We start from the raw sequence: 13,912 nt of genomic DNA, 5'->3' as shown, positions 1-13,912 counted from the left end.
CCTGACTTGGCTTCCACCTTTGGTGGAAGCCGTCATGACTGGCCTTAATATTAATATTAAGGCCGTGCTGAATTGGTGTCGGCCCTGTCAGTACCGCCCTGAACCGGCAACGGTTTTTTCGTTGCCGCCCTGAACTGACGGCGTAGCCGTCACCCTGAACTTGTTTCAGGGTCTCTTATTTCATCATCTCATGGTTTAACCCAAACCCTGAGATTCCGAAACAAGTTCGGAATGACCGAAATTTTTGATTTCGGTCAGTTCGGAATGACGAATTCTTTACATTTGTCAATTTGAAATGACGAACCTCAGCGTCTATTTCAGGATCTCGGTTTTTCAGGCTCTCTTGCTTCAGCATCTCTTATTTCAGGGTCTCATTGTTTCGGGATCTCGTTTTTCAGGCTCTCTCGTTTCAGAGTCTCCTTGTTTTAGCATCTCCTTGTTTCACATCTCACGTTTTAGTCATACTTAACTGACAAGTTTCCCGCTTTTGTCATCCTGAACCGGCCTTAATATTAAGGCCGCCCTGAATTTATTTCAGCATCCCTTCGTTTCGGCATCTCATAGTTTCAAGGTCTCGTTATTTCAGCGTCTATTTCAGGCTCTCTTGTTTCAGCATCTCGTTCTTTCAGGGTTTCACTGTTTCTGGATTTGCTTCAGCAAAAAAGAAAACTCATTGGGTATTGCAGAAATGGTAGTAAGACCGGGAAATAGAAAGTGGAATCTCAAATCTACACTGCTGATTTCCAAACACCTATTTCCTTTTTAGCAATTCCTTAAGCTGGGGCAGCAGGTCCAGCAATTCAATACGTGCTTTCCGGCAGAGCGTTATTGGCTTTATTTGACTGCTCACTTTTACCTTCTTCAAGGCTTCCATCTCCAAGGATGTTGAATACCTTTGCTCCTCTTTTGAGTAACTCCTTTCCTATCAAAAGAAAGCGGTGGCAGGAGTGGGGATTTTCTTCACTGCACATGAGGGCAAGTTTTGCTGAGGATGCAAGCTGAAGCACTTCAGCCAAACCCTTTTCGAAGAAAGGTGCCTTTGCCAAGCGTTCATAAAGCACTTCCCCCTTTTGATTGTAAAACTCTTGTTCTTTGGGACGCCCACCAAGGAGATTGCCCCGGAAAAGGTATTGAATACCCTGTGTTTTAAGTGCTTTTTGGAGGGTTTCCCGGTTAAAATGCGGAACATACCGGGAGTAAGGATGAGAACGAACATCGACCACTAACTGAATGTCGTGTCGCTTCAAAAGCTCCAGGAAGCGCTCAAGTGAATGATTGGAATGTCCTATGGTGTAAACGACAAGTACTTTGTCGAATGCAACCACCTCCTTTACCTTTCTCCATCCTTCCTTCACGCATCGCTCCAGTTTCCGTTTTGGCAGTTGGCTCGGTCGATGAATGCACAGCGAAGTTGTATGGTAAGGGTGAGCCTGTGCATTGCTCCAGCAAAATAAAAATCCTTGTTGACGGAATATTCCAACTTTTCCCCGGGACGAATGAGAAACACCCCGTTGGGGAGTGGATTGTTAAAAGTGAAATCAAAGAAGGTAATGGTTGAGCTCGATTTTCGAAGCAGCAAGCTTCCGTCTTCTCGCATTTCCTGGACGGAAAGTATCTGGTACCCGGTGCGAAAAGGGAAGTCCGTTATTCCTTGCAAACCGCTGGCTGCTCCTGAACCGGCAGAGCCAGAAAGTGAAGTGCCCTCTCCAACTACAAGGTTCACCACTTGGGGGTTTATCTTTCCTTCTCCACTACCAAAAGCCTGGTTGAAGCTTATAAGCAACCCTTCCTCTTCAGAGAATCTATAGGTTGGAAAGTCAATGTAAACATAAGGGGAGCCAGGATCACCTTCGATGTGGACCCACTGTTCGAAAAATAAAAGACCCTTTGTAAAGTTTAGCTCTTCAAAGACCGGAAAATCCTGGGAATTGTTCCCGGAACTACATCCACCCAAAGCAAAGAAAGTAAGAAAAACCAAAGTAGCGAGCATCAATATTCTTTTTGCCATGTTCTTCCCCTCCTGAAAGTGCTCGAAATTAGAGCTTTTTAATCGATATGTTTCCCGATGTGGTTTTCACCACTATCTTTTTTCGGGGTTCAACAATGGTGCGACCCTGTAAGGTTTGCCATCCCGGAGAATTTCCTTCCCGAATCCTCAATGGTATTTCCGAAAGAAACTGCCCGCATACGGTCTCAACCGAAAGTTCAAAACCTTCTCTTTCATGAACCAGGATGAGAACATCCCCGCTTACTGAAGAGATGTTGATTTCGAGCGGGTCTTCACTCGGGGGGATAGCAACTTCAACCCTGCCGCTTACTGTGCGCACCTCGAGATTTCCCAATAACCTTTCCACGGTAATTTTTCCACTTATGCTTTCCAGTTTGACCTTTCCAGCCAAGCCCTGCACCAGGGTTTCTCCGCTTACCGTTTTTGCTTCCACTTCGTTTCCAATGTTTTTGACTTTTATTGCTCCGCTTATGGTTTGGACGTCCACTCTGGAGCTTTGAGGGATGGCCAGAAGATAATTCACACGGGGTGGGTAGAGGGAAAGGAGAGAATTCGAGAGCGCATCCAGGGGCTCGGTGGCAATCCGGATTGCGTTTTCTTCCACCTCGGTTTTCACCTCAACCTGCGATAGCAATTCCCGGGCTTTTTCTTCGGGAAGTCCCTTTACATATTTGGTGGCTACCATGTTGACCACGCTTTCCCGGTGTCCTTCTATAGCCACTTTACCCCGGATACTGGATACAGACACGGCAACTCCTTCTTTTACCAGAAAACTCTTTATGATTGGCTCTTCGCAAGCCCAGGCCATTGCAGCGCAAAGTAAAGAGAAAAGGGCTATCAAAAAAATTCTTGCAAGCCACTTCCGGGTCATCGCGAGCCTCCCTTCCGGTTTTTCTCATTGTAGCATTTTCAAGAGGGTCGATGCCCGAATTTTTTGAGGAGGTTTTATGCAACTTTACCATTGGGATGGGAGTAGAGGTTTTTGTTTCCCCTGGTTGCCAGTTTATTGTTTGTTTTCAAGCAAACTATCGAATTCAAAACCCAGTTTTTTTCAACGCTTTTTTACTATTTTGACTTCTTCCAACGAGGGAGGATAAAACTCATCGGGATATCTTATTTCGGCTGTGTAAAAGGTAAGACTTCCGGTTTCCATTTCTTCGAAAGCAGAGTCTTGTTTTCTGCGGAGTTCGGTTAAGAATTCAAGGTTATGGGTTTTTCCACAAACTGCTGACAGTGAAAGCATACCGCTCCTTTGGCCATTTCTTCTTCGGAAAGTTTTATTTCGTGTTCGATTACCTTTAAATCTTCGGTAGCTTTAATTAACCACCTTTTGACTTTTTCGGCAATCAAAGGGGAACACCTTCTTTTACTGCTTCCCTGGTAACGGTGCCTGGTATTTCTTTGTCCCGCTCTACTTCGCTTTCGGATTTAAAAATTATATCGCCATCTATTCCAAGTCGAGCGAGTTTTTTCCCTTATCTTTTTTGAATAATACATTTTTGCTTTTGCGGGTATTTCGTCTTTGATGATTATCATTACGCCCCAGTCGCTGGTTGGTTTAGCATTGCCCCTGGCTCGAGAGCCAAATAGGATGATGCGCGAAATTTTAAAATCGCTTGCCTTCATTACTTCATGAATTGTCTTTTTTAACAGGTTTTTTTCGTTCATAGGTTTTGCCTCGCTACAGGGCTTTCTCTTCAAATCTTAGCATGAGAACCTTGCGTGAAAAGCAAAAAAATAGAAATCATTTTCCTGGCCAATTTTTCTTCAAATTTTTTGGAAAAATTTTTTATTCTCTCTTTCAGTGTCAGGAATTGACCCTCCGCTGTTGTACAATCTTACTCAAGGGGGGTGGAAATGTGCTGGAAGGAATAAGGCAAGTAGGAAAAGCTTACCGGGAAAGCACTTCCAGGGGTTTTATTTTCAGCCTGGTTAACCGGCCACCGGAGGACCGGGATGGAGAAAAGAAACACCTTCTTGCAATGGATTTCCGCATTGCTGAGGGCTGCATCGAGCTTTCCTTTCCCGAACTCAGCGATAGAGTGTGTGAAGAGTATTTGTGGGTTGGAAACTGCAAGGGGAGCATTCCCCAGGATAGGCTAACCACGGACCAACTCCGCTATCTTTTCTTTGATGCCTTACCCAACCTGAACTCAAAGCTCGAGGATGGAGAGCTCAAAGAGACTATTGCTGAGGTGGTGGGAAAGTTTTTTACTGAAGCAGGAGTAGGGAGTGGTAAAGTTCGCTTTCTGGACATTCGGAAAGTGCGGGATTTTCCTTCTACAATTGAATTGCCCCAGGCAGAGGATGTTAAAAAATTCCAGAGAGAGTACATAAAGCTTTTTTTCAAGCTCCTAAAGGAAAATTACAATTTTTCGGATAAGGATTTCGGCCTTTTTTCACTGCTTATTGAGGGGAAGAAACCCTCAGAACTTGAAGAGTATGTAACCTATCTTGAGCGCTCAATGGTAGAAGAGCAATTCAAGGGCTCTTTTAGAGGCACTTGTTATGTTTGCGGCAGGGAGGACCAGCTTACCTTCGACACCACGCGCCTTCCAGATAAATTTTATATCACCAAGCTAATTATTTTTTCCTCAGATTTGGCTGGCAAGAGCAAAGACGCTGGTTTTGCTAAAAATTTTGCCCTGTGTCGGGAATGTTACAAGGACCTCATCTCCGGCATGCGCTACCTGCGAAATTATTTGAGCGCCAGTTTGGCTCGGAATACCCTGTACATCATTCCGGGTCTTTTTTCCAATCCGGTGGAAAAAACTCTTACCACAAGCTGGATGGATTTATCCAGGCGATTGGTGGTTTCCACTTTCACTCCAGAGGGTTTCCTGAAATTCAGAGAGGAAGTAGAGCAAGAACTTAAAGATTACCAGGAGTTTGCAAAGCTTATTGACTATGGCTACGTGGACCTCCTTTTTTATCGCAGCGAACAGAGTTCCTTCAAAATCAAGCGCTTGATCCGGGAAGTACCCCTGCGCAGAGTGCAGGAAATCAGAGAGGCACTTGAGGAGACCCGGAAGCTTGGTGCGGAGCTTCTGGGAGAGAGCAAAGACTGGTTGTTATCTCTTAACGGGATGTACTATCTTCTTCCGGTGCGCTCCGGGGCGGAAGTGGAGCACCGCAAAATTCTGGATGTATATGAGCACCTTTTCTTAGGTTATCCCCTGGACCGTAACCTGTTGATGCACTTTTTCCTCACTTTAGCTCAGGTCTACTACTTTGGTAGGCCAGACTACAACGTAAATCCTGGCAACAACTCTGAATGGGGCTTGGTTCGCTCCATCCTGCAAACGCAGCTTTTGCTTAAGTTTTTTGAAAAATTATCTTTGCTAAAAGGGGGTGGAAAAACAGTGGAAGCTAATCTTGAAGTGTTGGGTGAAGACATAGCACAGTACGTAAGGAGGATGGGGTATTCGGAGGAGGAGACTGCTCTTTTCCTTCTCGGGTATCTCATCGGAGAAATTGGTGCCAGGCAGTTAAGGGGTAGTGATTCGGCCAAAAAGCCCATCCTGAATAAGATTAATTTTAACGGGATGAGTGCCAAAAGAATACTTGCTCTTTCCAACGAGGTTTTTGAAAAGCTGGACCAGTATCAGATTCGTAAGTACAACGAGAAAACTTTTGCAGTCATGAAGAGTTTGTTGGATGCCCACATTAAAAACTGGAAGCTTTCAGAGGCCGAAAATGTTTACTATATCCTTTCCGGGTATGCCTTCTGCACTTACCAGATGGTGACCCGGAACAAAAGAGGGGAAGAGGAGGAGGAACAATGAACACCTATGGACGAAATTCGGAAATTCTTTTTCTCTATGATGCCAAAATGACCAACCCCAACGGGGACCCCGATGATGAGAACAAGCCTCGCATGGATTATGAAAAAGAGGTAAACCTGGTCAGTGATGTACGCCTGAAACGCTACATTCGAGATTATCTGGGAAGCAAGGGTTATGAGATTTTTGTTACCAAGGTGGACGGAGAAACGGTGGACGCCACAGAGCGCCTACAAATACTCCTTGGTAGGGATAAGCTGAAGTCTCTTTCTCCAGAGGATGTGGAGCAAATACTCGACCGACTCATTGATGTACGTCTTTTTGGAGCCACCATGCCCATCAAGGCTCAGGATGAAGGCGGGCGAGGAGCCAGCTCGACTTTCACTGGCCCGGTGCAGTTTAATTGGGGATATTCGCTCAATAAAGTGGAGTTGGTGCGCTCAAACTCCATCACTTCCATGTTTGCAGGACGAAGCGGTGAAGGAAAGGGTGAGTACGGTACTTTTGGCAAGGACTGGAGGCTTTACTATTCTCTGATTGCCTTTTACGGGATAGTGAGCGGTTACCGGGCGCAGTACACCCGCTTGAGCGAAGAGGACGTGCGGCTCCTTGACGATGCGCTATGGAATGCCATTCCACTTATGGCCTCGACCAGAAGCAAAATTGGCCAAAAACCGCGCCTTCTTATGCGAGTAGAGTATCGGGATTCATACACTTTTCTGGGGGACCCAAGAGGGAAAATCAGTATTGAGCCTGCAGAGGGCTTGCGGGATGTTTACGATTTTGAAGTTGATATTTCTCTTCTGGTTGATTTTCTGGCTCAGAATAAAGACAAAATAGCCCGCATCCTGGTTCTTGAAGACCCTGATTTGCGCATTAAGCAAGGTTCGCTACAGGGAGAGTTGCAAAAAGCTCTGGGTGGTGCTGTTCAGGTCGTTTCCTCACTTTAGGCGGTGATTACTATGGAAGTCTTGGTATTTGACATCCTTGGGAAAATGGCTCACTTCAGACAGTACTATACCAACTCTTCATCCCTTTCCTACTTTTTTCCTCCCCGCACCACGATTTTTGGAATGGTAGCGGGGATACTGGGTTTGCCTCGGGATTCTTACTATGAGCTTTTTTCCCAAGACAAAGCCCGTGTGGCGCTTTCCATCCGCTCGCCGCTCAGAAAGAAAATACAAACCGTCAACTATGTGTGGGCGGAAAAGCCTGCTCAATTCAACCTGAGTGCCGGGCAGCACACCCAAATACCTCTTGAATTCGTTCTACCCTATGATTACCGGGAACTTGTTGTGTACCGTCTCTTTCTCTGGCATGGTGATGAGCAGCTTTTTTCCCGGTTGAAGGAGATGGTCAGCAAGGAGCGGGTTTGTTTTCCGCTTTACTTGGGCATTTCGGAGTGTTTAGCTCACCTTTCTTTCGTGGGTTTGGGCGAGGCTGAGAAAGAGGAATTTGACGGTGAAGTCGAGGTAAGTTCGGTAGTGGGAACGGAGTATTTGAGAAGAAATGAGTGCTTTATTGGATTTCGGGAAGGAGCTTTTTATGTCAAGGAGCTCATGCCCTTTTCTTTCGACGCAGAAAGACGGCTCAATCAGCCGCCGCGAGAGTTTGTGGGTGAGGTGAAAACAGGAACTATCCGTCTTCGAGGTCGGGGAGCGATTTATCGGGTAGAAATTTCCGATTTCGAGGAACGGATTGTTTTTATGGAGGACTAAAGAATGCAGTTTTACTCGCACCAGGGAATTCTTCTTAAAGAGCATCTCAAGGAAGTGGGGAGGAGGTGCCGGGAGTTTTTCTTTTTCGATGCTCCGGGAGACCTTGGAAATCTTGCTCACATTGTTGGAATAACTCATGATTTTGGCAAGTACACCACCTATTTTCAGGACCGCTTGCTGGGGCGCAAAGACTGGGGAAAGTTTTCTGATCACGCTCTGCTTTCAGCGCTTTACTCGGCGCTGGCTGTGGAACGCCTTTCCGGGGTCTTCCCGGGGGTGGAAGAAATAGCCGAATTCCTACCCCTTGTAGCCTTCTTCGTGGTTTTTCACCACCATGTGGATTTGCGCTCCCTCTCGCACCTTGAGGAGCGCCTTCGAGAAGGTAGCGAGCATCGGGAAATAATCTTCAAGCAAGTGGACAACCTAAAAGGAAATGCAGAGGACATTAACCGGGACTTAAGGGAGTTGGGTTTGCCCTTACTTGAAGAGTTTGCTGGGGAACTGGAAGATGTGATGTACAAACTGCGCAGGGCGAAGTACTGGTTGGAGAAAAAGACTACTGAAGACAAAAAGGAGCGGGTGGCACTCTTGACTTTGAGTCTTTTTTCGGCTCTGATTGACGCTGACAAAAAATCCGCTGGGGAGGTGGAAGTCGTTGAGCGGCGGGTTTTGCCTTCTTACCTGGTTGAGGCCTACAAGGAGAGAAAATTTGGACAAAGCTCAGGAAACATTAATGCGCTGCGGGAGGAAATTTTTAATCAGGTGACTGGCAAGGTGGCAACTCTGGACCTGCGCAGAGACCGCCTTTTAACTCTCACTGCACCTACCGGGTCGGGTAAGACTCTTACCGGTTTTGCTTTTGCCCTCAAGCTTCGGGAGCGAATCGAAAAGGAACTCCATTACCTACCCCGCATAGTTTATTCCCTCCCCTTCATATCCATCATCGACCAGAACTTTGGAGTTTTGAGCGAGGTTCTTTCCCAGCTTGACGATTTCACAGAGAACAGCTCAGCTTATATTCTGGGACATCATCACCTCTCCGACCTGCGCTATGTAGAAGAGGGCGAGGAGAAGGAGTTTGACGAAGCCCTGGCGCTCATTGAATCCTGGGAATCAGAAGTAATCGTTACCACTTTTGTGCAGCTTTTGCACTCGGTTATCGGGTTCAAGAACCGCTTCCTGCGCAAGTACCACAACGTCGCCCGCAGTATTATCATCCTGGACGAAGTGCAGAATGTGCCGGCTGAATATTGGCCTCTTCTGCGCAGGGTTTTCAAGTTGATGGTCAAATATCTGGGGTGTTTTATCATACTTTCTACAGCTACCAGACCCCTTATTTTTCAAGAGAGAGAAGCTCTGGAGCTTCTTGAGGAAAAGGAAAAATATTTTCGGTCTCTTCGCCGGGTAACACTCCGTCCTCGGGTCGTAGAGCCGCAAAGCGTTGAAGATTTTACCCGGTGGTTTGCCGAGGAGTTCTACAACTCTTCGAAGTCTTACCTTTTGGTTCTGAACACCATTCGTTCCTCGCTTGCGGTGTATGAAAAGCTTAAGGAAATGGGCATTTCCGAACTTTACTATCTCTCGGCTAACCTGGTTTCAGCTGACAAACTCAACCGCATCCGGGAAGTAAAGGAAGCACTTAAAGAAGGTAGAAAACCGGTGCTTGTTTCCACCCAGGTGGTAGAAGCAGGAGTGGACCTTGATTTTGACTGTACAGTAAGAGACCTTGGTCCTCTGGATTCCATCATCCAGGTAGCTGGCCGCTGCAACCGCAACTTCCAAAGAGGCGCAGGCGGAGGCGAAGTTATGGTGGTTCACCTCAGAGATGAACGGGGAAAAGATTACGCCCAATATGTGTATCAAAAGCTGCTTCCAGGTCTTTCCTTTCAGATTTTGAAGGACTTACAGGAGGTTAAAGAGGAAGATTTTCTGAGCCTTGCCGACCGGTATTTCAAAAAAGTTGGAGAGTGGAAGTCTTTCGAAGAGGCCGAGGACATTTACCGAGCATTACTCAATCTGCGCTTTTACGAGGAAGGAGAAAAGTCAGTGGCTCATTTTCAGCTCATAGATGAAAAGGGGTTCATTTTCCCGGTGTTTATTGAAAAAGATGAAAAAGCTCAGAGAGTTTGGGAGCGCTTTCGGGAGATTACCGGTGAGGGAAGCCTAAAGCCCTGGGAGAGAAAAAAGGAACTGCTCCGAATACGCAGAGACTTTGAAGCCTATATTGTCAACGTTCGGGTGAACAAAAAAAGAGAAGCTGTTTTGTTTGAAATCATGTTTTCTGAAAACCTGGGTTATGTACCCTTTGAACGAGTAGAGGAGTTTTATAACCCGGAAACTGGCTTTCGGGTAGGCGATTCTGGGCCACAGGCGATAATGATATAGGAGGGGATTATGCAAAGGATTAACGGAACTATGATTGCCAGCTATTACGCCTGCAAGCGGGAGCTCTGGTATATGGCTCACCAAATCACTCCAGACCAGGATAACCCTTTTTTGGACCTGGGGCGCCTGGTGGAAGAAGAAAGTTACCAGGAAGAAAAAAAGAAGTTTTTAATCGGGGATGTCCTGATTGATATAGTCAGGAGCGAAGAGGGCAAGTTGATAGTTGGGGAAATAAAAAAATCAAGTCGCTCCAAAAGAAGCGGCATCATGCAGCTTTACTTTTACCTCTGGTACCTCAAGGAAAGAGGTGTGAAAGCCAGGGGTGAAGTGCTCTTCCCCCGGGAAAAGAGAAAAATACCCCTGGTTCTGAACAGAGCTATTGAGGAGGAACTCAAGCGGGCGATGCGTGAAATCGAGCTTATCATTGCTCAGGAAGTTCCTCCTCGCCGGGAAAAGATTCCTCTCTGCACACCTTGTGCTTTTAGGGATTTTTGTTTTGCATGAGTGAAAGTATTTACGCTTTTTCTCACGGGATACTCAAGAGAAAACAGAATACTCTCTTTTTTGAAAGCCAGGACGGCTCCCAGCGCTACCTGCCCGTAGAGGGAGTCCGGGATATTCACTTTTTTGGAGAGGTAACGCTTAACAAGGAAGTCCTCGAATTTTTGTCTCAAAAGTCGGTGTTACTCCATTTTTACAATCATTACGGATATTACGTGGGGAGCTTTTACCCTCGGGAACACTATAACTCTGGTTGTTTGATCTTGAGGCAAGCGGAGCATTATTTGGAACCGGAGAAAAGGCTTGTCCTGGCCCGGCAGTTTGTTCGGGGAGCGTTGCAAAACATCCAGGCCGTTTTGAAGTATTACCACCGCCGTGGTTTTGCTCTCGCTTCAGCAATTGGTCAAATGGAAAGTTTTCTTTGTGGGTTGGAAGAGCAAGACACTCCAGATGCGCTTATGGCTGTGGAGGGCAATGCCTGGGATATCTACTATCAATCTTTTGATGTTATTTTGAACGACCAGGATTTTCAGATGGAAAAAAGAACTAAAAGACCACCCGAAAATCAACTCAATTCACTGATTAGCTTTGGCAACTCTCTGCTTTATGCAGCTGTTCTTTCCGAGATATACAAAACTCACCTTGACCCCCGCATCGGTTTTCTGCATGCCACTAATTTCCGGAGGTTTTCTCTTAACCTCGACGTGGCAGAAGTCTTTAAACCGATTATCGTAAGTCGGGTCATTTTTACCCTGGTGAACAAAAAAGCTATCAACTCTTGCGACTTTGATGAACGCCTGGGTGGACTTTATCTCAACGAGAGGGGTCGCAAGGTTTTTGTTGAGAAGTTTGAAGAAAAGATGAAGAGTACAGTGAGTTACAAAAGGATTGGTCGCAAAGTTTCCTACCGCAGGTTAATCCGCCTTGAACTTTACAAGCTTGAAAAACACCTGCTTGGCGAAGAAGAATATCAGCCCCTTCTTGCAGAATGGTAAGCTGTTTCGCGCATGTATGTAGTCATGGTTTATGATGTGGAGGAGAAACGAGTTAATAAGGTTCTCAAAATAGGTAGGAAGTACCTCACCTGGGTGCAGAATTCGGTTCTGGAGGGAGAAATCACTGAAGCCCGGCTGGAGCGCTTGAAGTCGGAACTTAAAAGGTGTATAAGCGAGGAGAAAGATTCGGTAATTTTTTACATTATGCGGACCACCAAGTATTCTGAAAGGCAAATTTTAGGAGTGGAAAAGGGTGGGAAAGGCAACTTTCTGTGAATGTTTGTGCTTTCTGGGTTTTGCTTTACATGGCTACCCGCTTAACTCCAGAAGGTTTTTGTAAAATATCCGCTTTTTTCCCGAGTTCGAGATTGCCCTTTTTCCTATCTTGTTCCAGATTTCGGAGCTCAAGTAAAGACACACACTGTTATAAGCTTGGTTTTTTTCAGGACGCAAAGCCTACTTCCTTTTTGCTAACTTCAATCGCATGGAGCGCTTCTCCAAAGCCAAAGAAGTCGTTCAGTTTGCCGGTCTCTCTCCCCAGATTGAGCAGTCTGGAAAAAGCAGAAACCGAGCCTGGCTGAGTAAAAGAGGCAACCCTTACCTGCGCAAACTCCTCTTTCTCTGTGCCTTAACTGCTTCCCGCTACAACTCCCAGTGCCGGGCTCTCTATGAGCGGCTCCTTGGAAGAGGTAAACCCAGGAAAGTAGCTCTCGCTGCTTCAGCCAGTAAACTGTTGAGACAAGCCAATGCCTCTCTGAAAAGAGGTGTACCCTATGATCCCCATTACTTAGGAGAGAAAAGAAATGTTGGTCTTCAAAGGACTTGAAATGAAACACGGAACATCCTGAACCGGTGTCGGTTTTTTCGACACCGCCCTGAACCGGCCTTAATATTAATTAAGGCCGTGCTGAATTTATTTCAGCATCTCTTGTTTCAGGGTCTCCTTGTTATTTCAGGGTCTCTTATTTCAGGGTCTCCTTGTTTCAGGATCCCATAGTTTCAGGGTCTCTTTCAGCATCTCACGTTTTAGTCATACTTAATTGACAAATCTCCAGCTTTTGTCATGCTGAACTTGTTTCAGCATCTCCTTGTTATTTCATCATCTCATGGTTTAATCTAAACACCTGAGATTCCGAAACAAGTTCGGAATGACGGACTTCGCCGTCATCCTGAATTTATTTCAGGATCTCAGTTTTTCGGAATCTCAGCATTTCAGGATTTACTTCAGGGTCTCAGTTTTTTTCAGCATCCCCTTGTTGTTTCAGCATCTCCTTATTTCATCCCCCCTTCTTTCACGATTTTTGAACTTTTTCTCTTTCTGGAAGTCCTTTCTTTTCTTGCTTCCAATACATCGACAGAAAATGGTTCTCGAAATAGGGGTTTTGTGGCCTCTGATTGAGTTTTCATGCGGGTTTCAGGGTATTTTGGCTTCTTTGGGGCTTGTGGTGCGGGTTTGAGGGTATTTTGGGGGTTAAGGAGGGGTGATTTTTCTGTCGATGTCCGGTAACCGGAAAACCCCCGGGGATCGACAGAAAAATGAAAATGGGTTGTAAGTCTCTTGACATGGGTATTAGTTCATGTTTTAATGGTTTCAGATACGCACCTTGACAAGTGAATACCGATTTTAAAAAGCCTTTATTTATAACCCTTTTACGGGTTTGTAGCTTCCCTATAAGGGATTGAAACAGTTTATTGAGGAGTTGCTGGTGATTTTGCAGGGTGTTTGTAGCTTCCCTATAAGGGATTGAAACTAGTTGAAGCCGAAATTAATCCGAATGTGTTTGTGGTTTGTAGCTTCCCTATAAGGGATTGAAACCGACTCTGAAGGAAGGTACCTCGACTACTCACGGGCATGTTTGTAGCTTCCCTATAAGGGATTGAAACATGACGTTCACGCTGTCGGCTGTGATGTGCAGCCTGGTTTGTAGCTTCCCTATAAGGGATTGAAACAAAAGTACCTTGTATCCGGTGATCCAGCCAAAGTAAGTTTGTAGCTTCCCTATAAGGGATTGAAACTTGGCTGAAAACACAAGTTGTTGATGCTCCGGCCGGTTTGTAGCTTCCCTATAAGGGATTGAAACAGCTATAGACCAAAACAACGAGTCTCGGGCGTGGAACGGTTTGTAGCTTCCCTATAAGGGATTGAAACTCTTACCGACTATACCCACAACAATCAGACCGGCTATGTTTGTAGCTTCCCTATAAGGGATTGAAACCTGGTAGTAGTAGTGTATCTTCTCGCAGAGCCATGGTTTGTAGCTTCCCTATAAGGGATTGAAACTCGAATACTTTGCAAGAAAATATGCTCCCGTTGGGGGTTTGTAGCTTCCCTATAAGGGATTGAAACATTTAAAGCACCGTTTCGTGCCCGTAGAGATACTTTTGTTTGTAGCTTCCCTATAAGGGATTGAAACCCCTGAAGAATAGGAAGATTTTGCGCAAGCTTATTGATGTTTGTAGCTTCCCTATAAGGGATTGAAACGGTTGTTAGCGCTTTTGGGGTGTGTTGTGTGTTTTTGTTTG

The 13,912-nt window shown here is 45.7% G+C and carries 12 protein-coding genes, 1 pseudogene and 1 CRISPR repeat array (1 of these 14 running past the window's edge); of the genes and pseudogenes, 8 read left to right on the top strand and 5 right to left on the bottom strand.

The window, feature by feature from the left end:
* Positions 1–800: 800 nt before the first annotated feature.
* From ACKTT1_RS09840 to ACKTT1_RS09820, 5 genes are all read right to left on the bottom strand, one after another.
* Positions 801–1,355, bottom strand: a complete 555-nt coding sequence (locus ACKTT1_RS09840) for a DUF488 family protein (RefSeq protein WP_369018523.1) — start codon at positions 1,353–1,355, stop codon at positions 801–803.
* Entirely contained in the window at positions 1,352–2,008 is a 657-nt protein-coding gene (locus ACKTT1_RS09835) for a hypothetical protein (RefSeq protein WP_369018524.1), read from the bottom strand. Before ACKTT1_RS09835 ends, ACKTT1_RS09840 begins: the two co-directional genes overlap by 4 nt.
* 28 nt (positions 2,009–2,036) lie before the next feature.
* Positions 2,037–2,879 (bottom strand): DUF4097 family beta strand repeat-containing protein, encoded by an 843-nt coding sequence (locus ACKTT1_RS09830; protein WP_369018525.1) that lies wholly within the window; start codon positions 2,877–2,879, stop codon positions 2,037–2,039.
* A gap of 320 nt (positions 2,880–3,199) precedes the next feature.
* Complete coding sequence (locus ACKTT1_RS09825) at positions 3,200–3,358, bottom strand: hypothetical protein (RefSeq protein ID WP_369018526.1); 159 nt, start codon at positions 3,356–3,358, stop codon at positions 3,200–3,202.
* Positions 3,359–3,436: 78 nt separating this feature from the next.
* Entirely contained in the window at positions 3,437–3,676 is a 240-nt protein-coding gene (locus tag ACKTT1_RS09820; protein WP_369018527.1) for a nucleotidyltransferase domain-containing protein, read from the bottom strand.
* Between the two features lie 191 nt (positions 3,677–3,867).
* Here ACKTT1_RS09820 and ACKTT1_RS09815 point away from each other — a divergent pair, with 191 nt between their 5' ends.
* The 8 genes and pseudogenes from ACKTT1_RS09815 to ACKTT1_RS09780 form a co-directional block, all read left to right on the top strand.
* The gene (locus ACKTT1_RS09815; RefSeq protein ID WP_412709440.1) at positions 3,868–5,793 is read left to right on the top strand and encodes a TIGR02556 family CRISPR-associated protein; all 1,926 of its coding nucleotides are present in this window, start codon (positions 3,868–3,870) and stop codon (positions 5,791–5,793) included.
* Complete coding sequence (gene cas7b, locus ACKTT1_RS09810; RefSeq protein WP_369018529.1) at positions 5,790–6,740, top strand: type I-B CRISPR-associated protein Cas7/Csh2; 951 nt, start codon at positions 5,790–5,792, stop codon at positions 6,738–6,740. Before ACKTT1_RS09815 ends, cas7b begins: the two co-directional genes overlap by 4 nt.
* Before the next feature lie 12 nt (positions 6,741–6,752).
* A complete protein-coding gene (gene cas5, locus ACKTT1_RS09805; RefSeq protein WP_412709439.1) occupies positions 6,753–7,508 on the top strand; it encodes a CRISPR-associated protein Cas5 in 756 nt (251 codons plus the stop codon).
* 3 nt (positions 7,509–7,511) lie between these two features.
* Positions 7,512–9,893, top strand: coding sequence for a CRISPR-associated helicase Cas3' (cas3, locus tag ACKTT1_RS09800; RefSeq protein WP_412709438.1), 2,382 nt, complete (start codon positions 7,512–7,514; stop codon positions 9,891–9,893).
* Between the two features lie 9 nt (positions 9,894–9,902).
* Positions 9,903–10,397: a CRISPR-associated protein Cas4 gene (gene cas4 / locus ACKTT1_RS09795; RefSeq protein WP_369018532.1), complete on the top strand. Its 495-nt coding sequence runs from the start codon at positions 9,903–9,905 to the stop codon at positions 10,395–10,397.
* Positions 10,394–11,389, top strand: coding sequence for a type I-B CRISPR-associated endonuclease Cas1b (gene cas1b / locus ACKTT1_RS09790; RefSeq protein ID WP_412709437.1), 996 nt, complete (start codon positions 10,394–10,396; stop codon positions 11,387–11,389). Before cas4 ends, cas1b begins: the two co-directional genes overlap by 4 nt.
* A 12-nt stretch (positions 11,390–11,401) precedes the next feature.
* The gene (gene cas2, locus ACKTT1_RS09785) at positions 11,402–11,665 is read left to right on the top strand and encodes a CRISPR-associated endonuclease Cas2 (RefSeq protein ID WP_412709436.1); all 264 of its coding nucleotides are present in this window, start codon (positions 11,402–11,404) and stop codon (positions 11,663–11,665) included.
* A gap of 199 nt (positions 11,666–11,864) precedes the next feature.
* Positions 11,865–12,215 (top strand): annotated as a pseudogene (locus ACKTT1_RS09780) (transposase); the annotation flags it as partial.
* 830 nt (positions 12,216–13,045) lie between these two features.
* Positions 13,046–13,912: direct repeats of the CRISPR family, unit length 30 nt; unit sequence GTTTGTAGCTTCCCTATAAGGGATTGAAAC; it runs 1,630 nt beyond the window's last position.

The sequence above is a fragment of the Atrimonas thermophila genome, assembly GCF_045864955.1.
In the GTDB taxonomy this organism is placed as follows: domain Bacteria; phylum Atribacterota; class Atribacteria; order Atribacterales; family Thermatribacteraceae; genus Thermatribacter; species Thermatribacter velox.
Note: the sequence above shows the minus strand (reverse complement) of the source record. Positions and strands in the feature narration are given on the sequence as shown.

Bases quoted from the DNA above. Each gene is read 5' to 3' on its own strand.
- ACKTT1_RS09835 (WP_369018524.1), bottom strand. From the start codon at position 2,008: ATGGCAAAAAGAATATTGATGCTCGCTACTTTGGTTTTTCTTACTTTC.
- cas7b (WP_369018529.1), top strand. From the start codon at position 5,790: ATGAACACCTATGGACGAAATTCGGAAATTCTTTTTCTCTATGATGCC.
- cas4 (WP_369018532.1), top strand. From the start codon at position 9,903: ATGCAAAGGATTAACGGAACTATGATTGCCAGCTATTACGCCTGCAAG.
- cas2 (WP_412709436.1), top strand. From the start codon at position 11,402: ATGTATGTAGTCATGGTTTATGATGTGGAGGAGAAACGAGTTAATAAG.
- cas5 (WP_412709439.1), top strand. From the start codon at position 6,753: ATGGAAGTCTTGGTATTTGACATCCTTGGGAAAATGGCTCACTTCAGA.
- ACKTT1_RS09820 (WP_369018527.1), bottom strand. From the start codon at position 3,676: ATGAACGAAAAAAACCTGTTAAAAAAGACAATTCATGAAGTAATGAAG.
- ACKTT1_RS09830 (WP_369018525.1), bottom strand. From the start codon at position 2,879: ATGACCCGGAAGTGGCTTGCAAGAATTTTTTTGATAGCCCTTTTCTCT.
- cas1b (WP_412709437.1), top strand. From the start codon at position 10,394: ATGAGTGAAAGTATTTACGCTTTTTCTCACGGGATACTCAAGAGAAAA.
- cas3 (WP_412709438.1), top strand. From the start codon at position 7,512: ATGCAGTTTTACTCGCACCAGGGAATTCTTCTTAAAGAGCATCTCAAG.